This is a genomic window from Streptomyces desertarenae (assembly GCF_042681365.1).
Classification (GTDB): domain Bacteria; phylum Actinomycetota; class Actinomycetes; order Streptomycetales; family Streptomycetaceae; genus Streptomyces; species Streptomyces desertarenae.
In genome coordinates, this window is the sequence record NZ_JBHUFU010000003.1 from 363549 (window position 1) to 386076 (window position 22528).

General features: G+C 76.5%; 19 protein-coding genes. 6 read left to right on the forward strand and 13 right to left on the reverse strand.

Annotated elements, in window-relative coordinates:
• Window positions 1-40: 40 nt before the first annotated feature.
• From ACFSJS_RS07735 to ACFSJS_RS07770, 8 genes are all read right to left on the reverse strand, one after another.
• Window positions 41-2158, reverse strand: a complete 2118-nt coding sequence (locus ACFSJS_RS07735; RefSeq protein ID WP_380898190.1) for a SpoIIE family protein phosphatase — start codon at window positions 2156-2158, stop codon at window positions 41-43.
• A gap of 58 nt (window positions 2159-2216) precedes the next feature.
• Window positions 2217-3863 (reverse strand): FAD-dependent oxidoreductase, encoded by a 1647-nt coding sequence (locus ACFSJS_RS07740; RefSeq protein ID WP_380898337.1) that lies wholly within the window; start codon window positions 3861-3863, stop codon window positions 2217-2219.
• Window positions 3854-5188 carry a lycopene cyclase family protein gene (locus ACFSJS_RS07745; RefSeq protein WP_380898192.1) on the reverse strand — a complete coding sequence of 445 codons (1335 nt, stop codon included), beginning with the start codon at window positions 5186-5188 and terminating at the stop codon, window positions 3854-3856. Before ACFSJS_RS07745 ends, ACFSJS_RS07740 begins: the two co-directional genes overlap by 10 nt.
• Before the next feature lie 103 nt (window positions 5189-5291).
• On the reverse strand, window positions 5292-6305 hold the full coding sequence (locus ACFSJS_RS07750; protein ID WP_380898195.1) for a DUF5914 domain-containing protein: 1014 nt from the start codon (window positions 6303-6305) through the stop codon (window positions 5292-5294).
• Window positions 6302-7459 (reverse strand): phytoene/squalene synthase family protein, encoded by a 1158-nt coding sequence (locus ACFSJS_RS07755; protein ID WP_380898197.1) that lies wholly within the window; start codon window positions 7457-7459, stop codon window positions 6302-6304. Before ACFSJS_RS07755 ends, ACFSJS_RS07750 begins: the two co-directional genes overlap by 4 nt.
• Window positions 7456-9102: a phytoene desaturase family protein gene (crtI, locus tag ACFSJS_RS07760; RefSeq protein ID WP_380898199.1), complete on the reverse strand. Its 1647-nt coding sequence runs from the start codon at window positions 9100-9102 to the stop codon at window positions 7456-7458. Before crtI ends, ACFSJS_RS07755 begins: the two co-directional genes overlap by 4 nt.
• Before the next feature lie 22 nt (window positions 9103-9124).
• Complete coding sequence (locus ACFSJS_RS07765) at window positions 9125-10453, reverse strand: polyprenyl synthetase family protein (RefSeq protein WP_380898200.1); 1329 nt, start codon at window positions 10451-10453, stop codon at window positions 9125-9127.
• Window positions 10454-10844: 391 nt separating this feature from the next.
• Window positions 10845-11414, reverse strand: a complete 570-nt coding sequence (locus ACFSJS_RS07770) for a TetR/AcrR family transcriptional regulator (RefSeq protein ID WP_380898202.1) — start codon at window positions 11412-11414, stop codon at window positions 10845-10847.
• A 70-nt stretch (window positions 11415-11484) separates the two neighbouring features.
• Between ACFSJS_RS07770 and ACFSJS_RS07775 the strand changes: the two genes are divergently transcribed.
• The 3 genes from ACFSJS_RS07775 (at window position 11485) to ACFSJS_RS07785 (ending at window position 13512) form a co-directional block, all read left to right on the forward strand.
• On the forward strand, window positions 11485-11976 hold the full coding sequence (locus ACFSJS_RS07775) for an FBP domain-containing protein (protein ID WP_380898204.1): 492 nt from the start codon (window positions 11485-11487) through the stop codon (window positions 11974-11976).
• Between the two features lie 95 nt (window positions 11977-12071).
• Window positions 12072-12803 carry a class I SAM-dependent methyltransferase gene (locus tag ACFSJS_RS07780; protein ID WP_380898206.1) on the forward strand — a complete coding sequence of 244 codons (732 nt, stop codon included), beginning with the start codon at window positions 12072-12074 and terminating at the stop codon, window positions 12801-12803.
• A 280-nt stretch (window positions 12804-13083) separates the two neighbouring features.
• The gene (locus ACFSJS_RS07785; RefSeq protein ID WP_380898207.1) at window positions 13084-13512 is read left to right on the forward strand and encodes an OsmC family protein; all 429 of its coding nucleotides are present in this window, start codon (window positions 13084-13086) and stop codon (window positions 13510-13512) included.
• 102 nt (window positions 13513-13614) lie between these two features.
• Here ACFSJS_RS07785 and ACFSJS_RS07790 read toward each other — a convergent pair whose 3' ends face one another.
• Together ACFSJS_RS07790 and ACFSJS_RS07795 are read right to left on the reverse strand one after the other, a co-directional pair.
• Window positions 13615-14259: a class I SAM-dependent methyltransferase gene (locus ACFSJS_RS07790; RefSeq protein WP_380898209.1), complete on the reverse strand. Its 645-nt coding sequence runs from the start codon at window positions 14257-14259 to the stop codon at window positions 13615-13617.
• On the reverse strand, window positions 14259-15284 hold the full coding sequence (locus ACFSJS_RS07795) for an NAD(P)/FAD-dependent oxidoreductase (RefSeq protein ID WP_380898212.1): 1026 nt from the start codon (window positions 15282-15284) through the stop codon (window positions 14259-14261). The genes ACFSJS_RS07790 and ACFSJS_RS07795 overlap by 1 nt, the downstream gene beginning before the upstream one ends.
• A 98-nt stretch (window positions 15285-15382) precedes the next feature.
• Between ACFSJS_RS07795 and ACFSJS_RS07800 the strand changes: the two genes are divergently transcribed.
• Window positions 15383-15973 carry a helix-turn-helix domain-containing protein gene (locus tag ACFSJS_RS07800; RefSeq protein WP_380898214.1) on the forward strand — a complete coding sequence of 197 codons (591 nt, stop codon included), beginning with the start codon at window positions 15383-15385 and terminating at the stop codon, window positions 15971-15973.
• A gap of 150 nt (window positions 15974-16123) precedes the next feature.
• Here the strand turns inward: ACFSJS_RS07800 and ACFSJS_RS07805 are convergent, their stop codons facing one another.
• Window positions 16124-18361, reverse strand: a complete 2238-nt coding sequence (locus ACFSJS_RS07805; RefSeq protein WP_380898216.1) for a SpoIIE family protein phosphatase — start codon at window positions 18359-18361, stop codon at window positions 16124-16126.
• Between the two features lie 528 nt (window positions 18362-18889).
• Window positions 18890-19699, reverse strand: coding sequence for an SAM-dependent methyltransferase (locus ACFSJS_RS07810; RefSeq protein WP_380898218.1), 810 nt, complete (start codon window positions 19697-19699; stop codon window positions 18890-18892).
• A 191-nt stretch (window positions 19700-19890) separates the two neighbouring features.
• On the opposite strand from ACFSJS_RS07810, the gene ACFSJS_RS07815 reads away from it, so the two are divergent.
• Both ACFSJS_RS07815 and ACFSJS_RS07820 read left to right on the forward strand, forming a co-directional pair.
• Window positions 19891-20439, forward strand: a complete 549-nt coding sequence (locus tag ACFSJS_RS07815) for a DUF2165 domain-containing protein (RefSeq protein ID WP_380898220.1) — start codon at window positions 19891-19893, stop codon at window positions 20437-20439.
• A gap of 195 nt (window positions 20440-20634) precedes the next feature.
• Window positions 20635-21252 (forward strand): YceI family protein, encoded by a 618-nt coding sequence (locus ACFSJS_RS07820; RefSeq protein ID WP_380898222.1) that lies wholly within the window; start codon window positions 20635-20637, stop codon window positions 21250-21252.
• Between the two features lie 79 nt (window positions 21253-21331).
• Here the strand turns inward: ACFSJS_RS07820 and ACFSJS_RS07825 are convergent, their stop codons facing one another.
• On the reverse strand, window positions 21332-22417 hold the full coding sequence (locus ACFSJS_RS07825; protein ID WP_380898224.1) for a glycoside hydrolase family 5 protein: 1086 nt from the start codon (window positions 22415-22417) through the stop codon (window positions 21332-21334).
• Between the last annotated feature and the right edge of the window lie 111 nt (window positions 22418-22528).

Genomic DNA, 22528 nt, shown 5'->3' on the forward strand with positions numbered 1-22528 from the left:
AGGGGGACCGGCGGGCCCGCGCTCCGCGGGCCCGCCGGGCTCACGAGGCGGCGGGCGGATCCGCGGGCAGGCGCAGGGCGATCAGGGCGATGTCGTCGCGCCCGTCGGGCGCGGTGGCCTCCACCAGCCGGTCGCACAGCGTCTCGACGGGCTCGCCGGCCAGCTCCGAGGCGCGGCGCTCCAGCCGCAGCAGGCCCCGGTCGATGGGTTCGCCGGGGCGCTCGATCAGCCCGTCGGTGTAGAGCAGCAGGGTGCCGCCGGGCGGCAGGACGTCGCCGGCGCTGCCCCGGGGGGTGTCCGGCGGCAGCACGCCGAGAAGGGTGCCCTGGGCGCCGGTGAGGAAGCGGGTGCCGCCGCCGCGGGCGACCAGCAGGGGCGGGGGGTGACCCGCCACGGCGTACGCCAGCGGCCACGGGCCCCCTGCGTCCCGCTCCTGCACCGGTCCGCCGCCGACCCGCACCACGGCGCAGGTGACCGTGCCCGCCGCCGGGTCGAGGACCTGCGTGACGGCGTCCAGGCGCCGCACGACGTCCCCCGGGGACCGCCGCCCGCCGTGGTCGGCGGCCAGGGCCCGCAGCATGTTGCGCATCTTGCCCATGGTGACCGCGGCCCTCAGGTCGTGTCCGGCCACGTCGCCGATGACCATCAGCAGCGATCCGTCGGGGAGGAGGAAGGCGTCGTACCAGTCCCCGCCGACCTCGGCGGCCGACGGGCTGGGCAGGTAGCGCGCCGCGATCCGCAGGCGGGGGTGCCCGGGGGGATCGGTGAGCAGGCTGCTCTGCAGGGCCCACGCGACCCGCTGGGAGCGCTGCAGCGTCAGAACCTGGCTCAGCGCGTCGTGCGCCTGCTCGACCACCTCGCGCATCAGGGACCGGTCCTCCGGGCCGATCGGCTCGCGGTCCTGGCAGGCGAAGGCCACCACCACGGCCGCCACGGTCCCGTCGACGAGGACGGGCAGGACGACTCCGTCGTGTGCGCCGTTCCGGTTCAGCCACGGCAGGGTGCCCGGCGGAGCGATGTCCTCCGGTACGGCCCCGATCGGGAACGAGCGGTGGACGGGGCGCCGCTCGCGGACGGCGCGGGCGAGCGCGTGACCGGCCTCGACGCGCTCCTTGCGGCGCGGCGGGAGCCCGTCGGGGAGTCCCTCGCGCGCGGTGGAGGCGACCCGCTCCACCAGCAGGGGGCCCGCCCCGGGCCGCTGCTCGGCGGGGTCGGGCAGCAGGTAGATGCCGCACTCGTCGGCCAGCGCGGGGACGATCGTCCGGCTCAGCGAGGCGAAGGCGTCCGGCACGTTCCCGGCCTCCGTCACCCGGTGGGCGGCGCGGGAGAGCAGGGCACTGCGCCGCTCCGACCGCCACCGCTGCTCGATGTCGGCGCAGGCGCCCACCCACTCCTGGACGGGCCCGCCGTCCCGGCCGTCGCGCAGCGGTACGGCCCGCAGGAGGCAGTGCCGGTAGACCCCGTCGGCGTGCCGCAGCCGGTAGACGTGCTCGAAGCGGTCGGGCACGTCCCTGACGGCCCGGTCCCACGCCTCGGCGAGCGCGCCGCGGTCGGCCGGGTGGACGGTGCTCAGCCACCCCGAGCCGCGCAACTCCTCCCAGGCGAGCCCCGTCACCCTCTCCCAGCCCTGGCTGCCCTCGACCAGGAGTCCCGCCGGGTCGGCCACCCACACCTTCTCGGTGCTCGTCGAGATCAGGCTCTCGTAGCGCTGCAGCGTCCGCCGGCGCTCCTCGGCCAGGCTCCGGGCCCGCTGCTCGGCCAGGACCTCGCCGGTGACCTCGGTGGCGACGACCAGCACGCCGGTGCCGTGCCCGGACGCCTCGACCCGGGACAGGCTGAAGGAGAAGAACCGCCGCTCGACGTCCCCGTGGGCGTAGCGGACGGTGACCGGCGCGGCGGAGATCCGCACCGGCCTGCCGTCGCGGAACACCTCGTCGAACAGCTCCAGCCAGTGGCTCTCCGCCAGGTCGGCGAACGCCTGCCGGACGGGCACGCCCAGGGGCCGGTCCCCGAAGACCTCCCGGTAGGCGGCGTTCAGGTACGTCAGCAGGTGCTGCCTGCCGCGGGTGACCATGACGCAGGCGGGAGCGGGGTCGAACACCTCCAGGGGGAGCCCGCTGGCCTCGACGGCCCCCGAGCCCGGACGGAAAAGCGACATATGGAACATTATCCAGTAAAAGCCTCCCGTTGTCGGAGGAGGAGCCGGGGCCGGCGCCTCACCGCCGGCGGCCGCCGGCGGCCCCCCGGTCCGCCGCGGCATCCGCGGCGGAGGGCAGGCGCCCCCATGCCGCGGCGAGCAGCCGCAGCGGGGCCGAGCGTCCCCTGAGCGGCACCGTCAGCAGCGGGTGCCCGCGCACCCCCCACAGGGCCAGCAGGGCGTTGGCCGCCTGGAAGCCCGTGGTCGCCGCCCGCTCCATCAGCGCGACCGGCAGCGGGGTGCGCACCAGGTCGCCGGCGAGCACGAGCCGGGGGTGGCCGGTGCGCACCCCGGGCCGGTCCCGCCAGGTGCCGACGGCGAACAGCGGGCAGTCCCGGCGCCACTCGTGCCGCTCGTCGACGGGGGAGGCACCGGCCGTCTCCGGGTAGACCCGGGCGAGTTCGGCCAGCGTCCGCCGGCGCACCGCGTCGCGGTCGGCGGCGGGGTCGACGGCGTAGGCGTGCAGTTCGACCACGCTGCCGCCCGTCCGAGCGGCCCAGCGGGCGGCCTCGCCCTCCCAGCGCTCCAGGACGCTGACGTTGTCCAGCGGCCCGTAGCCGCCGGTGCCCAGGAAACCGGGGCGGTCGGCGTCCACGGGGCGGTCCAGCCAGTAGCGGGAGACCAGGAACGGCGGCGCCTCCCGGAGCCGGCCCACCGCCGCCCGCCAGCCGGGCCCGCCCAGCCCGGGGGAGTCCTCGACCAGGGTGCGCAGCCCCGGCCCGTCCAGGGCGAGGACGACCGCGTCGTAGTGCTCGGCGCGCTCGCCGCCCGCTCCGCCGCCGGAGACGACGGTGAAGCCGTCCCGCTCCGGGCGCACCGTCCGCACGGCGGTGCCGGTGCGGACGGCGGCCCCCAGCCGCTCCAGCCGCCGGGCCAGCGGGTCCCACAGGGCGGCGGGGAACGGCTCGTTCGGCACGTCGAAGAGCAGCCCCTCGGCCGAGCCCAGGAAGTAGATGTGGAACATCAGCGCCAGCTCGGCGGCCGACAGCTCGCGCGGATCGGCGAAGAAGCTCCGCGAGAACACCTCGAAGGCCAGGTGGCGGGCCGCCTCCGGGAAGCCCGCGGAGTCCAGGAAGTCGGCGGCGCCGATGCCGTCGAGCCGCTCGTGGACGTCCGGGACCCGCACGTCCAGCAGGGGCAGCGCCGCGCGCGGATCCATGGACGCCAGCCCCGAGGGGGTGAACGCCGGGCTGAGCACGGTGAAGCCCAGGACGCTCCACGGCGGGGTGCGCGGGACGCGGGCGAAACCGTCCCGGGCGCCGCCGCTGTGCCGGAGCGGATAGTCGGGCAGCGCGGTGAGCATCGCCAGGTCCGGGTCGATGCGGCGCAACAGGTTCCGCAGGTTGTAGTACTGCCGGAAGAAGGCGTGGAAGCCCCGGCTCATGGTGACGGGCGTGCCGTCGGCGAGCCGTGTGGGCCAGCCGGCCACGCGCCCGCCCAGCACGTCCCGGCGCTCCATCAGGTCCACCGCCACGCCGCGTTCGGCCAGCGCGGTGGCGGCGGTGAGCCCGGCGATGCCGCCGCCCACCACGGCGGCGCGGACCGCGCCGGAGACCCGGGGCGCGCCGGCGGGCGCGGGCCGGTGGACGGCGGACCGGTCGCGGGCGAGCCGGGCACGGCGGGGCGGGAACGGGTGCGGGAACGGGTGCGGGAACCTCAACGGGATGCCTTTCTGTGGGCGGGGCCGGGAGGACCGGGGGTTCCGGGGGGACGGGAGGGCCGGGGCGGTCCGGGCGGCGGGCGGGAGGGGCCCGGCGCCCCGCAAGACGGCGCGCCGCCGGGCGCCCGGCGGCGCAGCAGGGGGAGTTCGGCCAGGGACAGGGCCATCGGCAGCACCGGGGAGCGCAGCCCGATCGCCACCTCCTCGCACGGCGACGATCCGCCGTCGAGGAAGCGCAGCACGCTGCGGAGGGGGGTGCGGCGGAAGAGGTCGGCGAAGAACAGCGCCCCGTCGATCCGCCCGGTGGCCAGGGCACGCAGCAGGGCGGCGTCCATGGCCAGGTGACGGCGGGCGTGCGGCCTGGGCGGCAGCGGGGTGCGCCCGGCGGCCAGCGCGGCGGCGATCCGGGCGCTCTGGCGCCGGGCGGCGGCGAAGGTGTAGCCGGTGGCGGGACGGGTCGCGCCGCCGGCCGTGCCGATGCGGAAGACCGACCGCCCGGCCCGGCGCGGGAAGTGCCCGTCGGTCATGGGGATGACGCCCTGCTCGGTGCCGGTGACGGTGAAGGCGCCCAGCGGCCGCACCCGCCGCGTGTAGTGCCGCAGCGCGGCCTCGTAGCCCGCGTCGTCCAGGACCGAGGGCGAGAACTCGGTGTACTCCACCAGGGCCTCGCGCGGTGAGAGCGGCAGCACGTAGGCGAAGGAGAGCCCGCACCGGGGCTGGGGCGTGCGCAGGTCCATCAGCTCGGCCGTCCGCGGGTCGAACCGGTCCTCCTCGGTGCGCACGAACCAGCCCCGGAAGTGCTGGAGCAAGGTGGTGCGGGCCGGCGGCAGCGCACCGGGCGGGCGGGAGTCGAAGACCCAGCGGCCGGCGACGGCGAAGGGCCGTCCGCCGTCGCCGGTGCCGGTCGCCCGCGCACCGCGCGGGCCGTCGGTGATCCCGGTGACGGTGCCCACGATCCGCACCACCCGCGGATCGGCGGCCATCCGGGCGTCGGCCGCACGGAGGAAGTCGGAGGAGCGGACCATCCGGTAGCGCCGGGGGGAGGCCCCGCCCGCGGTGCCGCCGTCGGGAGTGCGCACCAGCAGCCGGCCCCAGGAGGCGGCGACCAGGCCGTCGAGCCGCCGGGAGCCGGCGCTCCCGTCCGGGGTCTCGTCCTCCCAGAAGCACCAGGTGCGGCCGGGGCTGCGGACCGGCCCCGGGGGCGGCTCCACCACCGCGATCCGGTACCCCCGGGGCAACCCGGCGTCCAGCAGGTGCTCGACCAGCGACAGGCCCGCCGCACCCGCGCCGACCACGACGACGTCCGCCGCGACGACGTCCGTCTCCGTCACCTCCGCCTCCCTCCGGGGTGCGGCGCCACCGCGCCCTCCCCGCCCGCGCCCCCGGGCGGGAGCGGGCCGGCCGCGGGCGACCCGTGCGGGGACGGCGCCGCGGTCATGTCGCACCGGGGAAGCGGCCCTGGCCGCGCAGCAGCCGGCGGCGCTCGGCGTAGGCCAGGTCGTCGCGCCACAACCGGGCCGCGGCCCGCTGCATCAGCGGGCGCAGCAGCGGCGCGGCGGCCCGGGCGGCGGCGAAGCCGGGCCGCTCGGAGGTGGCCAGCACGGCCTCGACCACGGCGGTGCGGGGACGGGGGTCGCCGGGCGCGGTGAGGGGCGTGGCGTGGGTCTCCACCACGGACGACACACCCTCGCCGCCGACGATGCGCATCACCACCGTGCGCGGCTCCGGCGCGGTGAACTCCGCGCGCACCGGCACCCCCATCCGCGGGCCGACGCGGTAGGCCACGTCCACCAGGAAGCGGTCCCCGTTGACGGCCGGGTCGGGCTCCTCGACGACCGTCAGCCGGGTGAAGGCGTAGGGGTGGAACCAGGCGCCGTGCCACGGGTCCAGCCGGTTGGCGACCACGTCCTCCGGCTCGCAGTCGCCCACCACCGTCGTCACCGCGTCCACCGAGGCCCTGGGGTCCGGGCGTTCGGGCAGGCGGGGGAGCCCGGTCGGCTCCTCGCCGCCGGCGCGGTCCAGCCGCACCCAGACCAGCACCCCGTCGTCGTGGGCCGGGAAGACCTCCCAGCCGGGCATGCCCCTCCCGGTCAGGGCGAGGCCGTGCCAGTGGCAGATCAGCCTCCCGGACTCCACCACGCTGTCGCGCAGCGGCGCCCCCAGGTGCGGGCAGGCACCCGGTCCGGCCGCCACCCGGCCCGACTCCGTCCGCCACGCGACGACCTCCACTCCGGCGACCGTCCGCCCGAACGGGCGGCCCGGTCGGACCTCCCGGGCGGCCGCCAGGACGTACCAGTTGCCCGAGGGCCGGGCCGCGGCCCGCTTCAGCGCGTCGGCGATGAGCTGCGGCCGGGCCGCGCGCCAGGTGGGCTCCTGGCGGCTCCAGCCCGGATCGGGGATCGGCCGCAGCGGACTGAGCCGGCCGCGCCGGCCGGTCGGACGCTTCACGAGGGGACTCCTCCTGTGCGGTGGCGGGCACCCCGGGCGTGCCGGGGCTCCTCTGCGGGGGCGGGCGGGGCCGTGCGGGAGGCGGCGGCGGGGCGGGGCTCCGGGGCCCCCGGGTCGTGGACGCCCCGCCACCGCCACCGCCGCCGCCGCGGTCCGCTCGCGGCAGGGGGAGCGACGGGGGCGCCGGGCGGGCGGAGAGCGCCGGGCAGGTCGCCGGTGAGGGCGCCGCGGACGCGGGAGACGGCGATGCCGGCCGCCCCGCCGAGCACCACGGCCGCCCGCCGGCGCCGGGGCACCACGGCGCGCCGGTGCAGCACCGCGTGGCCGATGGCCTCGATCCGGTCCAGGATCCCCCCGTAGAGGACGAACGCGGTCCGCACGCAGGGCCGGGAGACCGGGTGCAGCATGGGGATGCCGGGCTCGGCCTCCCGGTAGACGCCGCGGGCGGCCTCGCACAGCTCCCGCAGCGCGGACCGCACCCGGGGGTCGGTGCGCCCGGTGCGGCGGCACCACAGCAGCAGCTCCCGGTCGACGCCGTGTGCGGCGAGCCGGTCCAGCGGCAGGTAGATCCGGCCGCGGTCCAGGTCCTCGCCCACGTCCCGCAGGAAGTTGGTGAGCTGGAAGGCGACCCCCAGGGCGGCGGCGTGCGGGGCGGCCTCCTCGCGCGGCGCCACCGTGTCCAGCACGGGCAGCACCTGGAGGCCGATCACGGCCGCCGAGCCGTGCACGTAGCCCATCAGGTCCTCGTGGGTGGCGTACTCGGTGACGTGCAGGTCCATGGCCATCGACCGCATGAAGTCGGCGAAGTGCCGCGGATCGACGGCGTAGCGCGCCGCGGTGTCGGCCAGGGCGGCGACCACGGGGTGGTCGCTGCGTCCGGTGCGCAGCGCCTCGGACAGCTTGCCGTCCAGCTCCGCCAGGGCCGCGGCGCGCCCCTCGGGGGTGAGGCCGGGGCCGAGGCCGTCGACGATGTCGTCGGCCCAGCGCGCGAAGCCGTACAGGGCGTGCACGGCCGGCCGCTGGCGGGGCGTGAGCAGCCGGGTGGCCAGGAAGTACGTCCTGCCGTGGCGGGCGTTGAGCTCCCGGCAGCGGGTGTAGGCGGCCCGCAGCGCCGGGTCGTGGATGCCCGCCGCGTCCAGTTCGCGGTCCGTCATGCCGGCGCTCCCCCGCCGGCGCCCCCCGCGGCCGGACCGGCGGGCTCCGCAGGGGCCGCGCCCGGTGCCGGGCACGTGCCCGGCAGCCGCGTCCGCGACGGCCGCGCGCCCGGCCGTCCCGCGCCCGGGGCGGCTCCCGCCCGCCCCGCCGACGCGCGGCCGCCGGGGCCGGTGACGCGGGCGGCGGCGAGTTTGCCGGAGACCACCACCGTGGGAACCCCGACGCCGGGCGTGGTGCCGCAGCCGGCCAGGACGACGTTCTCCCAGCCGCGCGGCAGGTTCCGGGGCCGGAACGGGCCGGTCTGGGCGAGGGTGTGGGCGGCGGAGAACGGGGTGCCCGCGGCGTGTCCCCGGCGGGCCCAGTCGGCCGGGGTGACCAGGCGCTCGGCCTCGATCGAGGCGCCGAAGCCCGTCAGGCCCCGGCGTTCCAGCTCGGCGACCAGCCCGTCGCGGTAGCGGGGGCCGAACCGGTCCCAGTCGCGCGGTCCGGTCACCAGGTTCGGGCAGGGCGCGAGCACGTAGTGCAGGTGCCTGCCCGGCGGCGCGAGCGCGGGATCGGTCGCGGTGGGTCTGGTGATCAGCAGCGACGGGTCGTCCATCGGCTCGCCGGTCCGGGTGAGACGGCGGAAGGTCCCCTCCCAGGACGCCCCGAACGACAGCGTGTGGTGGGCCAGTTCGTCCGGCCAGGTGCGGTCGCCGCCGGCGTGCAGCACCACGGCGGAGGGCGCGTAGCGCAGCGGCACCGGGCGGCGCGGGGCACCCCCCAGCAGCCGGTGGGCGGCGGGCAGGTCGCAGGTGAGGATCAGCGCGTCGCACGGGAGGCGCTCCCCGTCCGAGGTGCGGACCGCCGTGGCGCGCCCGCCCGGCGAGCGCTCCAGCCCCGTCACCTCGGCGCCGTACACGAAGCGCGCACCGGCGGCCTCGGCCGCGTCCGCCATGGCGCGGGGCACGGCGTGCATGCCGCCGCGCGGGAACCAGACGCCGGCGACGGTGTCCATGTAGGCGATGACGGCGTACGCGGCCAGGGCCCTGGTGGGCGGCACCCCGGCGTACAGCGCCTGGAAGGAGAAGACGCGGCGTAGCCGCTCGTCCTCCAGGAAGCGGGCGACGCGCCCGTGCCAGGTGCCGAACCCGCCGAGCGCCGCGAGCCGGGCCAGGTCGGCGCCGAGCAGGCCGAGCGGCGAGTCGAAGTTGGCGTCGATGAACGAGCGCATCTGCACCCGGTACAGGCGTTCCAGCCAGTCGCGCAGCCGCCGGTACCCGGCGGCGTCGGCGGGCCCGACGACCCGGGCGATCTCCGCCTCCATGGCCTCCGGGTCGGTGTGGACGTCGAGGGTGCTGCCGTCGGCGAAGCGGGCCCGGTAGGCCGGGGCGAGACCGGTCAGCTCGACGCGGCCGGCGAGCCCGCTGCCCACCGCGGACAGGGCCTCGTCGATCAGGTCGGGCATGGTCAGCACGGTGGGGCCGGTGTCGATCCGGTACCCCGACAGCTCCGTGCTCCCGGCTCGCCCTCCCGGCCCGGTGTCCCGTTCGACGACGGTGACCGAGCGCCCGGCGCCCAGCAGGTGCAGTGCGGCGGAGAGTCCCGCCAGGCCCGCTCCGACCACGACGACGTGGTCGCTCGGCTCGCGCAGCCGTTTCATCCAGGTCCCCTTCCGGGCTCGCTCAACGGGTGGGGGCGTGAAGGGCCCGGCGGGACCCGGCCGCGTCCCCCAGGGCGGTGCGGACCAGGGCCGCCAGCCGCCGGGCGGGGGAGCCGTCCGGGCCCGCCGGGCCGCCCAGCTCCTCCAGGGCGGCCAGCGCGCCGTCCGTCAGCTCGGCGATGTGCCGCTCCACGGCGGCGCGGGCACCCAGGTCGGTCAGGGCGGCGCGGATCCGCTCCAACTCGCCGGCGCTCAGCACGGGATCGCCGAGCGCGCGGTCCAGCAGGTCCCGGGCGGCCCGCCGCCCGCGTCCCCGCGCCAGGCGCAGGGCGACGGCCATCAGGTAGGTGGGCTTGCCCCGGCGGACGTCCTCGCCGGCCGGTTTGCCGGTGCGGTCCGGGTCCCCGAAGACGCCCAGCAGGTCGTCCCGCAGCTGGAAGGCGATTCCGGCGCACCGTCCCGCCCGCCGCAGCGCCGCGGTGGTGCGGGGGCCGGCGTCCGCCAGTGCCGCGCCCAGGTGCAGCGGGCGCTCCACGGTGTACAGCCCGCTCTTGAGGCGGGCGACGCGCAGGGCCGAGGAGGGCGAGGGGGCACCGGACGCCTGGCCGTGCAGGTCCAGGTACTGGCCGGCCACCATCTCGGTGCGCATCGCCCGCCACACCGGGCGGGTGCGGCGCCGGGCCTCCGGTGACGGGGACGCCTCGTCCCACAGGTCGTCGGCCCACACCAGGGCCAGGTCGCCGGCCAGGAGGGCCGCGGAGGCGCCGAACGCGGCGGGGTCGCCGTCCAGCCCCGCGGCCCGGTGGAGGCCGGCGAGGGCCACGTGGGCGGCGGGCGCGCCGCGCCGCAGCGGGGAGCCGTCCATGAGGTCGTCGTGGACGAGGGCGCACGCCTGGACCAGTTCCAGTGCCGCGGCCGCGTGCAGCACGGCCTCCGCGTCGCCGTCTCCCGGGCGGCCGCCCCCCGTGCGCCAGCCCCACCACAGGAAGGCCGGCCGCAGCCGTTTGCCGCCGCGCCGCACCAGGTCGATCAGGCGGTCGGCGATGTCGGCGGTGAAGCGGTCGCTGATCCGCGCGGCCTCCTCCCGGCGCAGCGTCAGGTAGCCGTCGAGCACGGCCTCCACGGCGGACGCGAGGTCGTGGTCGGGGTCGTGGTCGGAGTCGGAGTCGGGCCGGAGGGAGCCGGCCCGCGGGCCGGGGCCGCGGGGAGGGATGCCGCGGGTGCCGTCCGGAAGGCGGGGCGGCAGGGGGGCGGAACGGCCGTTCCGCTCCTGCTCCGGGGGAACCGGCGCGGGACGCGCGGGTGCGGACGTGGCGGGGACGACTGCCGGTTCGGCGGCCTGTTGCCGCATCGCGGCTCCTTCCCGGTGCGGGGCGGGGCCCCGACGCACGTACGAACATGAAGGTACACACCCGATATCTACTGAAATGTTCTCAGTTCGGATGCGGCAGACGGGCGAAGCTGCGGTGTCGGGTGTCGGGTGTCGGGTGTCGCGCGGCGCGGGCGGGTGGAGGGGCGAGGGGGCGGAGGAGGCGCGGCGGGCCGCGTGCGGTTCCGCCGGCCTCCCGGCCCCGGTCGCCGCCGGGTGCCCCGGGGCCGCCGGGGCAAACGGGTCCGCGTGCGACCGGCGCGGCCGGGTGTCCCGGCCCCGCCCGGCCGGGGAGGGCGGAGCGGGGCGCGACCCGGGCGCGGGCCGCGGCGGACCGGGCGTCGGACGGCTCGGGCCGGTACGGGCCCCGGGGTCAGGGGGCGGGCCAGTTCCGCAGCAGCGCGTCGAGGGCGTCCAGGACCCGGGACCAGGTCTCCTGCGTGTCGGGCGCGCTGTGGCTGAACCCGCCCCCCATCTCCAGGCTGACGTAACCGTGGAAGACGCTGCCCAGCAGCCGGACCGCGTGCGTCTGGTCCGGCTCCGCCAGGTCGTAGCCGCGCAGGAGCGCCCGTGTCATCTGCGCGTGCCTGGCGCCCGCGCCGGCGGCCGCCGTCTGCGGATCGAGCCTCAGCTGGGCCGCGGCGTAGCGGCCGGGGTGCTCCCGGGCGTAGTCGCGGTAGACGTTGGCGAGGGCGGTCAGGGCCTCCTTGCCGGCCCGCCCGGCCAGGGCGTCGGCGGCCCGGTCGGCGAGCTCCTCCAGGGCGAGCAGGGCGATCCCGGTCCGCAGCTCCCGGGAGTTCCTCAGGTGCGAGTACAGGCTCGGGGTCTTGACGCCGAACCGCCTGGCGAGCTCCGAGACGGTCACCCGGTCGAAGCCGATCTCGTCGGCCAGCTCCGCCCCCGCCCGGATCAGGCGTTCCCCGGTCAGTCCCGCGCGCCCCATGACCACCTCTCCTTCGGCTGCTGCGATTATGCATTTGCCTAATGCTTTTAGGCAATTTAGCCTCACCCTTATGAAGCCGCTGACCGAGCGGGAGATCCGCACCGCGTTCGTGAACTGCACCAAGGGCGAGGCGAAACGCCTGGCCGTCCCGCGTGACCTGGCCGACCGGCCCTGGGACGACCTGGACTTCCTCGGCTGGCGGGATCCCCGGGCGCCCGACCGCGCCTACCTCGCCACCGTGCTGGACGGCCGCCCGAAGGCCCTCGCGCTGCGCTGTCCCGGCTCCGCCTCCTGGCAGACGCGGCGCGGCATGTGCTCGATCTGCCTGACCGGCCACACCGGCGGCGTCTCCCTGATGGTCGCGCCGAAGGCGGGGAAGGCCGGGCAGCAGGGCAACTCGGTGGGCACCTACATGTGCAGCGACCTGTCCTGCTCGCTGTACGTGCGGGGCAGGAAGGAAACCGGCGCCGGCGCCCGCGTCCACGAGTCGATCACCCTGGAGGAGAAGATCCGGCGGACCGAGGCGAACCTCGCCGCGTTCATCGCCAAGGTGACCGCCTGACCCGGCGGCCCGGCGCCCGGGGCGGCCGCCGCTCCCGCGCGGGGGCGGCACGGAGGGCGGTGCCTCCCGCGCCGCCGACCGGTTACGGTGGGGCCGTGTTCTCACCGCAGGGACCCACCGCCCGCGAACTGGCCGTCCAGGCCCTCTCCTCCGTCGAGCGGGGATACGACCTGCTCGCCCCGAAATTCGACCGGACGCCCTTCCGCACGCCGGAGCGCGTACTGGACGCGGTGGCCGGCGCCCTGGCGCCGCTGGGGCCGTTCGGGGACGGGCTGGACGTCTGCTGCGGCACCGGCGCGGGCACCGCGGTCCTGCGGCGGCTGTGCGAGCGGCGGGCCGTGGGGGTGGACCTCAGCGCGGGCATGCTGGCCGTGGCCCGCCGGACCGCCCCGCCCGGCGGCGGGGGAGCGGCGGCGCACTGGGTGCGGGCCGACGCCCTGCGGCTGCCCCTCGCCCCCTCCTCCTGCGATCTGGCCACCAGCTTCGGGGCGTTCGGCCACTTCCTGCCCGCCCAGCGGCGCACGCTGTTCGAGCAGGTGCACGCGGTGCTGCGGCCCGGTGGCCTGCTGGCCTTCCCGGTCGGCGCGCCGCCCCGGGTGGGATCGCGGGCGTACTGGACGCTGTGGGGCTTCGACGCGGTGATGCGGGTGCGCAACGCGCTGTGGCGCCCGCGCTTCGTCATGTACTACCGAACGTTCCGGCTCCCGCAGGTGCGCCGCGAACTGGCCGACGCGGGGTTCGCGACGGGGACCGTCCCCCTGGAGGACCTGGGCCGGCGGCCGGACGGCAGTCCCCGCTGCCGGCTGGTGGTGGCCAGGCGCCGCTGAGGCGCGCCCGTACCGGCCCGGAGGCGTCCCCCGGCCGTGTATCCCCCGTCGAGGAGGGGGTAGGAGACCGGCTGCCCGGGCGGAGGGGCAGCCGGCCGGACGGCCGCGGATACGGACGGTGCCGGTGCGGTGAACACCGGACCACGCGCTCGTGGCGCCGGCCCGGCACCCGCCGGAGCGCGGCGGGTCCGGCGGGCCCGCCGCCGCCGGCCTGCCTAGACTGATCACCGCAGTCATCCACGCCCGGCTGGCACATACCGACCCATCAGGAGTGATCGCCATGGCAACCACCCGTACCGCCAAGACTCACTGGGAAGGCAACCTGCAGGAGGGCAAGGGCACCGTCGCCCTGGAGTCCTCCAAGATCGGCACCTACGACGTGAGCTGGCCGGCGCGAGCCGAGGAGCCCGGCGGCAAGACCAGCCCCGAGGAGCTGATCGCGGCGGCCCACTCCTCCTGCTTCTCCATGGCCTTCTCCGGCGCCCTGGCCCGCAAGGGCCACACCGCGGAGCGGATCGAGACCCAGGCGGACGTGACCTTCCAGCCGGGCGAGGGCATCACCGCCATCAAGCTGACCGTCCGCGCCGCCGTCCCCGGGCTGTCCGAGGAGGACTTCCAGGCCACCGCCCAGGACGCCAAGGCCAACTGCCCGGTCAGCCAGGCCCTCGCCGGGGTCAAGAACATCACCCTGGACGCGCAGCTGGTCTGAGGACCGCGTCCGCGCCCCCGGGCGGGCCGGCCGGTGCGGGAGCGCGCCGGCCGGCCCGCCCGCGCCGTTCCCGCGGGCGCCCCCGCCGCCGGCCGGCGGCTCTCAGCCGGCCGGACGGCGGAGCTTGACGGTGCCGTCCGTGAGTTCGGCCGGCCGCCCGTCGGGTCCGGTCACGGCGCGCCGGTGCGTGCCGCACACCAGCACCTCCCAGGTGCGCCCCGGCGTCCCGAGCTCCTCAAGGACCTCCTCGGGCGAGGGCAGGTGCACGTCGTGGCGGTGGTCGGTCTCCCACGGAGGAGGACCGACGTGCCCGACGACCAGCAGCACCCCGCCCGGTGACACGGCCGCCGCCGCGTCCCGCAGGATCCGCTCCCGGGGCAGGTCGACGCCGTCGGGGGAGTGCAGGAAGTGGGTGGAGACCAGGTCGTAGGAGCCGGTGGGGAAGGACTCGGCCAGGTCGTGCCGGCGCCAGTCGATCCGGTCGGCGACCCCGGCCTGCCGCGCGTGCCCGGCGCCGCGCTCCAGCGCCGCCCGCGCGACGTCGACCGCGGTGACCCGCCAGCCCCGCTGGGCCAGCCAGATCGCGTCGGCCCCCTCGCCGCACCCCAGGTCCAGCGCGGTGCCCGGGGCCAGGTCCGCCGCCTCGCGCACCAGGGCGGCGTTGGGCCTGCCGCTCCAGACGCGCTCGCGTGCGCCGTAGAAGTCCTCCCAGTACTCCCCGGCCGGGGAGCCGTTCGTCCGCTCCATCACACGGCCTCCTTCACACGGGCGGCGACGGCCCGGTCGGTCTCCTCGTCGAGCAGGTCGGCGTTGATCGCCGCCGCGGCCCGCACGCCCGCCGCCGCGGCGGCGACGACCTGGTCGGTCAGGGCGGTGACGTTGCCGGCCACCCACACCCCCGGTACGGAGGTCGCCCCGGTCGCGTCGGCCGGGACGCGGCTGCCGATGCCGTGGCCCCCGGCCTCCTGCTCCACCGCCTCCAGCCCGAGGCCGGCCAGGAGGCCGCCGCGGGCGGTCAGACGCGGGGCCACCACCAGGGCCTGCCGGGCAACGGTCCGGCCGCCGGCGAGCCGCACGCCGGAGAGGCGCCCGTCCGCCGTCTCCAGCCCGGTCACCTCGCCGTCGACGACCGCGATCCCGCGGGCGGCCAGCCGCTCGTACTCCTCGTCACCGGGTTCGGGCCCGGTGTGGAGGAACAGGGCCACGTCGTCGCTCCACTGGCGCCACAGCAGGGCCTGGTGCACCGCCAGCGGCCCGGTGGCCAGCACGCCGACCGCCCGGTCGCGGACCTCCCAGCCGTGGCAGTACGGGCAGTGCAGCACATCGCGTCCCCACAGCTCCGCCAGGCCCGGCACCCCGGGCAACTCGTCGGTCAGACCGGTGGTCACCAGCAGCCGGTCCGCCAGGACCGCCGTCCCGTCGCCGAGCACGAGGCGGAAGACCTCCCCGGTGCGTTCGGCGGACACCACGGTGCCGTCGACGACCTCGCCGCCGTACCCGGCCACCTCCGCGCGCCCCCGGGCCAGGAACGCGGCGGGAGGGGTCCCCTCGCGTCCCAGGTAGCCGTGGATGCCGTCCGCGGGGGCGTTGCGCGGGTGCCCGGAGTCGACGACCAGGACGGAGCGGCGTGCCCGCGCCAGGGTCAGCGCGCCGCTCAGCCCGGCCGCGCCGCCGCCGACCACCACCACCTCGTAGTGCCCCGCACCGGGGGAGGGGAGGGGGGACGAGGGGGACGGTGACGGAGAAGAGGAATGACCGTTCTCATATGACATGTCGTGAATCCCTTCGCTCAGGCACAGAGTGGACCCGCGGCCGACCGTGCGGCAAAATTCCTTGCCGGAGCGGCAAATCACGGCGAGGGGCGGCGAAGATGGCGGACGACGGGATCGCGCACGTGCTGACAGGGGTGGGACCGCGGCTGCGGGCGCTGCGCCAGACGCGGGGCACCACGCTGACCCGGCTGAGCGAGACCACGGGCATCTCGGTCAGCACCCTCTCGCGCCTGGAGTCCGGGCAGCGCAGGCCCACCCTGGAACTCCTGCTCCCGCTGGCCAGGGCCTACGACGTGCCCCTGGACGAGCTGGTGGGGGCGCCCCCGGCGGGCGACCCGCGGATCCGCCCTCGCCCCTTCACCCGGCACGGGCAGACCTTCGTGCCCCTCACCCGCAACCTGGGCGGCCTGCACGCCTACAAGCAGGTCATGCCCGCCGGGTACGGCGGGCAGGGCCGGCCCGAGCAGAAGACCCACGAGGGGTACGAGTGGCTCTACGTCCTGTCGGGCCGGCTGCGTCTGGCCCTGGGCGAGCACGACCTCGTCCTGCGGGCCGGGGAGGCCGCCGAGTTCGACACCCGCACCCCCCACGGATTCGGCAACGCCGGTACGGAACCGGTGGAGTTCCTGAGCATCTTCGGGCCGCAGGGCGAGCGGATGCACGTGCGCGCCAGGCCCGCCAACGGGTGAACCGCGGCGGGTGAGCCGTACGGGGGCGCGCTCCGCACGGGAGCGCGGGCGGCGGATCGGGAGCGGCCGGTCACGCCGGCCGAGCCGCGCGGCCGAGGACGGGCCGCCCCGGTGCCGCCCCGCGGGGCCGGGGCGCCGCGGGACCGGTTCTCACCGAGGGGCCGGAGGGCGTCGGGGACGGCCGGTGCCGTGGTGGGGGCTGAGGAGGAGCAGCGCGGTGTCGTCGGCGCGCGGTGCGGGCCGCCCGGCCCGGCGCAGGAGGGTGTCGGCCAGCGCCCGCATGTGCTGGTGCCCGGCGTGTTCGAGGTGTCCGGCGAACTCGGCGATCGAGTCCTCCAGGTCCGTGCCGGGCACCTCCACCAGCCCGTCGGTGTACAGGGCCAGGACCGCGCCCGGCGGCAGGGCGATCTCGGTGGTCGGGTAGTCGGCGGTGGGGTCGATGCCCAGCAGCAGGCCGGGCGGCAGGTCGAGGACCTCGGTGTGCCCGTCGGGGTGGCGCAGCACCGGCGGCAGGTGTCCGGCGCTGGCCAGGCGGGCCGTGTGGCGGGCCAGGTCGACGTGGACGTACAGGCAGCTGGTGAACAGGCCCGGGTCCAGATCGGTGAGCAGCCGGTTGGTGCGGGAGAGGACCTCCCCGGGCGGTGCCCCCGCGGTGGCGTGGACGGCGGTGCGGACCTGCCCCATGAGGGCGGCGGCGGTGACGTTGTGCCCCTGGACGTCGCCGATGGCCGCGCCGGCCGAGGCGGGCCCGAGGCGGATCAGGTCGTAGAAGTCGCCGCCCACCCCCATGCCGCGCCCGGCGGGCAGGTAGCGGGAGGCGACGTCCAGACCGGGGACCTGGGGCAGGGTGTGGGGCAGCAGTCCGGCCTGGAGCCGGTGCGCGAGCTGGTCCTTGACGTCGAAGAGCCGGGCGCGGTCCAGGGCCTGGGCGATCAGCCCGGCGATCGAGGTGAGGGCGGCGCGCTCGTCCGGGGCGAAGGCGTGGGGCCGGGCGTGGGAGAGCACCAGCGAACCGACGGGGCGCCCGGAGGCGATCAGGGGCAGGAAGGCCCAGGCCCCCTTGCCGGTCCACGCGGCCAGCCCGGGGTAGGACCGCTCCAGCTCCCCGGGGGAGTCGAAGAAGGCGGGCACCCCGGTGCTCAGGGTCCGTGCCGCCGGGCTCTCCCCGGTCGTCAGCCGCATCCCGTCGAAGTGGTCCGCGACCTCGGAGCCGTAGCCGCGGTGGCCGACGACGCGGAGTCTGCCGTGCTCGGCCACGAACAGCATGATGCCCTCGGCCCCGAAGGCGGGCAGCAGCTGGTCGGCCGCCCGGTCGACCACGTCCCGCGCTCCGACGGCCTCGGTGAGCGTGGCGGCCAGGTGCATCAGGTGGTACAGCGCGGTCACCCCGCTCGGGGTGGCGGGCGCGGGGGAGCGCGGCAGCCCCCCGGCGCCCCCCTCCACGCCTCCGGCGCCGCCTGCGTCCTCGGTGCCCTCGCCGTCCCGCGGTTCCCGCGGGGGCGGGGCCTCCTCGACGTGCTCCAGGGCCGGCAGGATCCGGACGCTGATGCCGGTGGCGTCCGGGTACAGCTGGAAGGAGAGCCAGTGGTCCGGGGGGCGCAGGGCCGTGAACGAGGTGGGCCGGCGGCCGATCACGGCGTCCCGGTAGCGGTCCTCGAAGGCCGGGTCGTGCAGCCACGGCAGGGCGCGCCAGGGCAGGGCGCCCAGGAGCTCGTCGACGTCCGCGCCGAGCAGTTCGGCGGCGGTGGAGTCGACGAAGGCGATCCGGCCGTCCAGCCGCAGCGAGCAGCACCCCTCGGGGAGCCGCTCGGCGAAGTCGGCGGCGGCCAGCGCCTCGCCCCGGCCGGGGGTGTGGGTGCGCGGGCGCGTCAGCACGTGGGGCTGGGGACCGGGCAGCATCGGACGTCCGGTGCCGGCGGCGTGGCCCAGCAGCAGCCCCATGCGGCGGCAGGCTGCGGAGATCAGCCCTCGCTCGTGGGGGCTGGGGCGGGACGGGTGGGAGCCCGGCCACATCAGCACCAGCCCGCCCCACACCGCGACGTCGGTGGAGACCGGGGCGGCGGCCATCACGAAGGAGTAGGGCAGGACGAGCGCGGGGCGCGGGTAGCGGCGCGCCATCTCCTCCCGGCCCCCCAGCCACACCAGGCGCCGTTCCCGCACGGCGTCCGCCACCGGGATCGGGGCGTCCAGGGAGACCCGGACCCAGGGGGTGACGATCTCGGGAGGAGCCCCGAGCAGCACCGCCAGCCGCAGGGTCCGCTCCCCCGGGGGCAGCAGGTAGAGCATGCCTCCCGAGGCGCCGGTGTCGCGCACCACCTGCGTGAACACCGGGTCCAGCAGCCGGGGGCCGGAACCCGCGGCGGGGCCGGGAGCGACGGGATCCCGCACCCTCTCAGCCCTTCCCGCCGGCTCCGGGCCCGGGGGCCGGTCCGGGGCCGCGAAGCCGCGGCGGCACCGCCGTCACCGCGCCGGACGCGGCGGTGCCGACCGGGCACGGCGGGTCCGGGGCGGCATGGACAGCGGTGAAAGAGTGCATAGGAAAATAATAGGAAATTATGGATTTTTGGCATCCTGTGCGGTTCCCCGGTCCGCGGCGCCGGCCGACCGCGCACGGCGCTTGCGGCGGAGGAAACGCACGGCACCTGCCGGGCGCGTCGCCGTCCGTGGGCCGCCGGTGCCGGAAAGGCCGGGGAGGTGCCGGCGACGCGGGCCTGGAGGCGGCCCTCGCCGGGACCGGCGGGCTCCAGGCGGTACGGGCGGCCGGTCCGCGGTCGGATCTGTTCACCGGCACCGCACCGAGGCCGCGGCCGGCCGGCGGGCGCGGGCGGAGGAGACGGGTCCGCACGTCCGCGCCCCGCCGCGGGCGGGCCCCCGGCACGGGGCCCGCCCGCGGCGGAGCGGAGTGCCGGAGGCGCCTCAGGGCTTGCGGGCCACGCCGCAGTAGAAGGCCACCTCGTCGGGGAGTTCGCCCGTGGGCGAGGGCTCCGGCCGCCACCGCGAGCACGACACCACGCCCGGCTCCAGCAGCTCCAGCCCCTCGAAGAAGCGCGCGACCTCCTCGGGGGTGCGCTGGTGCAGCTTGGGGGTGCCGACGCTGTTCCAGTACTCCACCGCCGCGTCCACGTCGTGCAGGCCGGGCGCGGTGATGGTGTGCGACAGCACCAGGTGGCTGCCGGAGGGAACCGCGTCCATCAGCCGCTTCACGATGGCGAGGGCCTGGTCGGTGTCCTCCACGAACATCACGATGCCCAGCAGCATGACCGCGACCGGCTGGGAGAAGTCCAGCGTCCCGGCCGCCCCCTTCAAGATGGCCTCGGGGTCGTGCAGGTCGGCGTCGAGGTAGTCGGTGGCGCCCTCCGGGGTGGAGGTGAGCAGGGCCCGGGCGTGGGCCAGCACGATGGGGTCGTTGTCGGTGTAGACGATGCGCGACTGCGGGGCGATGCGCTGGGCGACCTCGTGGGTGTTGTCGGACGTCGGCAGGCCGGTGCCGATGTCCAGGAACTGCCGTATGCCGGCCTCGCCCGCCAGGTATCCGACGGCGCGGCCCAGGAACGCCCGGTCGGCGCGCGCGTAGTCGAGGATGCCGGGATGGATCCTGCGCACCTGGTCGCCGGCGATCTGGTCGACCTCGTAGTAGTTCTTGCCGCCCAGCCAGTAGTCCCACATCCGGGCCGAGTGGGCGATGGTCGTGTCGATTCTCGCCGAGATCCGGTCGGACCTGGACATTGCGTCTTCCATGGGCGCGGGCCTCCTGCACTCCGGTTGTTGCTGCGGTCAACCTACGCGGCGTCAACTCCCGCATGCCACAGGGGTGGTGGAAAACGGGGATGGCGGCGGGAAGGTTCGGGAAACCCGGGCGCGGCCGCCGCCCCTCCTGTGAAGATGGGTGCCCGCAGGGGACCGACGGGGGAGGACGCATGGCGGACGACGGCAGGCACACCGGGACCCGGCTGGACCGGCTGCTCCGATCGGGGACCCCGTCCGTCGCGGCGGCCGCGCTGACGGCGACCGTCGCGCTCTACATGGCGCTGGTCGCCTTCGGCAACATCACGGACTTCGACACCAACCGGCAGTTCGTCCGGCACGTCCTGGCGATGGACACCACCTTCGGGGATCCGGACCTGATGTGGCGGGCGATCGAGTCGCCCGCCCTCCAGGACGCGGCCTACGTCGCCATCATCGTCTGGGAGACCCTCAGCGCCCTCGTCCTCCTCCTGGCCACCTGGCTGTGGGTGACGGGTCTGCGCCGGGGCGCCTGCGACCGGGCCCGCCGGGCGAGCACCCTGGGCCTGGTGATGGTCCTGCTGCTGTTCGGACTGGGCTTCATCGCCATCGGCGGTGAGTGGTTCGCCATGTGGCAGTCCTCGGACTGGAACGGGCTGGACGCGGCGGCGCGCAACGTCGCACTCGCGGCCTTCGCCCTCGTGGTGGTCCACCTCCCGGCCCGGCGCGGCGGGGACCGCTGACCCCGGGCCCGGCCGTCCGGGCGGGGGTCGTCCCGGACGGCCGGGGCGCCGGAGGCCGGGGCGACCTCCGGCGCTGCCCGGGAACTCCTTCGACCAAGATGTTGAACTTTCAACGGAATGGGTCTACGGTGGTCTTAGTTGAAAGTTCAAGTGCTTCGGTGAAGGCCGCGGCACACCGATCCCCGGGAGTTCGCCATGGGTCTCTTCGGCCGCAGGAACGCCGCCACCGCCACCGCCACCGCTGACACCGCGCCCGCCGCCGGCCCGGAGCGGGCCGCCCTCACCGGCGACTACACCATCGACCCCTCGCACAGCGAGCTCGGCTTCACCGCCCGCCACGCCATGGTCACCAACGTCAGGGGAGCCTTCACGGAGTACACCGGCACCCTGCACCTCGACGGCACCGACCCGTCCCGGTCGAGCGCCTCCCTCGACATCGTGATGGCGAGCGTCGACACCGGTTCCGCGGACCGCGACGCCCACCTGCGGAGCGCCGACTTCTTCGACGCCGAGAGCCACCCGGTCATGACCTTCCGCTCCACCGCCGCCGAGGCGCTGGGGGGTGACGGCTACCGCATGACCGGCGACCTCACCATCGCGGGCACCACCAGGCCGATCACCATCGACCTGGAGTTCAACGGCGCCGCCAAGGACCCCTTCGGGAACGAGCGCGTCGGGTTCGAGGGCCGGGCGGAGCTGCTCCGCTCCGACTTCGGGCTGACCTGGAACGCGGCGCTGGAGACGGGCGGAGTCCTCGTCTCCGACCGGATCAAGCTCGTCTTCGACGTCTCCGCGATCCGCGACGCGGCCTGACGGCCCTCCCGGCGGACCGACGGGCGGGGAGCGCGGTGCCGTGCTCCCCGCCCGCCCGTCGGTCTCCGCCCGGCGGCGGTCAGAAGTCGTCCGGCGTGCGCATGCGCTCACGGATCCACACCCCGGCCTCCTTGAGCACCGAGGTGCCGGTCCAACCGGTGTTCGCCGCGCAGGTGCCGGGCCGGAAGACCGCGCCGGACCGGTGGTCGTCGGAGAAGTTCCAGTTGACCCAGCCGATCTTCTTCTCCGCCATCAGGTCCAGGTAGCGCTGCGTCATGGCGAAGTCGTTCGGTCCCTCGCCGGCGTAGTCCTGGGTGCCGAACTCGGTGACGAACAGCGGCAGCCGGTCGGCCGCCCGGGAGAGCGTCCTCAGGTAGGCGTCGCGGTGCGAGGCGGCGTAGAAGTGGAACGTGTACATGATGTTGGACGCGCGTACCGGCGCGTTCACGATCTCCCGCTCGTCCGCACCGTCGGAGACGCCCAGGGAGGACCAGGCGCGGGTGCCGACCAGCACCACGCCGTCGGGGTCCTGCGCGCGCACGACGGGGATGATCTGCTCCGCGTAGTCCCTGATCCGCGTCCAGCCCACGCCGTTGGGTTCGTTGGCGATCTCGTACAGGACGTTGGGCTTGTCCCGGTGGCGCCCCGCGACCTCGGTGAAGAAGGTCCTGGCCCGGGCGAGGTTGTGGTGCGGATCGCCGGGGCTGAGCATGTGCCAGTCGACGATCACGTACAGGCCGCGTTCGGTGGCCTCCTCGACGATCCGGTGGACGAGGTCGGTGAAGCGCCGGGGGTCGGTCTCGTAGCCGCCCTCCTGGACGTAGGTGGAGACCCGCAGGACGTCCCCGCCCCAGTCCCGGGCGAGGGCATCCAGGGATCCGTCGGTGACGCAGTGGGCGTACCACTGGGTGCCGTGGGTGCTCATGCCGCGCAACTGGACGGCCTTGCCGCGGCTGTTGCAGAGCTTGGTGCCGCACACCGAGAGCTGCCCGTTGGCGGCGACCGGCGAACCGGGCGGCGCGGCGGCCGCGCCGGTCCCGGCTCCCGCGGCGGCCGCGGTGGGGGAGGGGGAGAGGGCGAGGAGGCCGCCGAGGAGGGCGGCGGAGGCGAAGGCCGCCACGGCGGAGGACAGGGACCTTGCGCGGATGCGCGGAGAAGCGGACATGGCTGACTGCTCCTTGGCCGAGCGTCGTGGGGGAGTGCATCGGTCGCCCAGCAGAAAACTGTCAGTAAGGTTTCCTGTCAATAGCTTCGGCGCACACGGCGGCCGGGAACG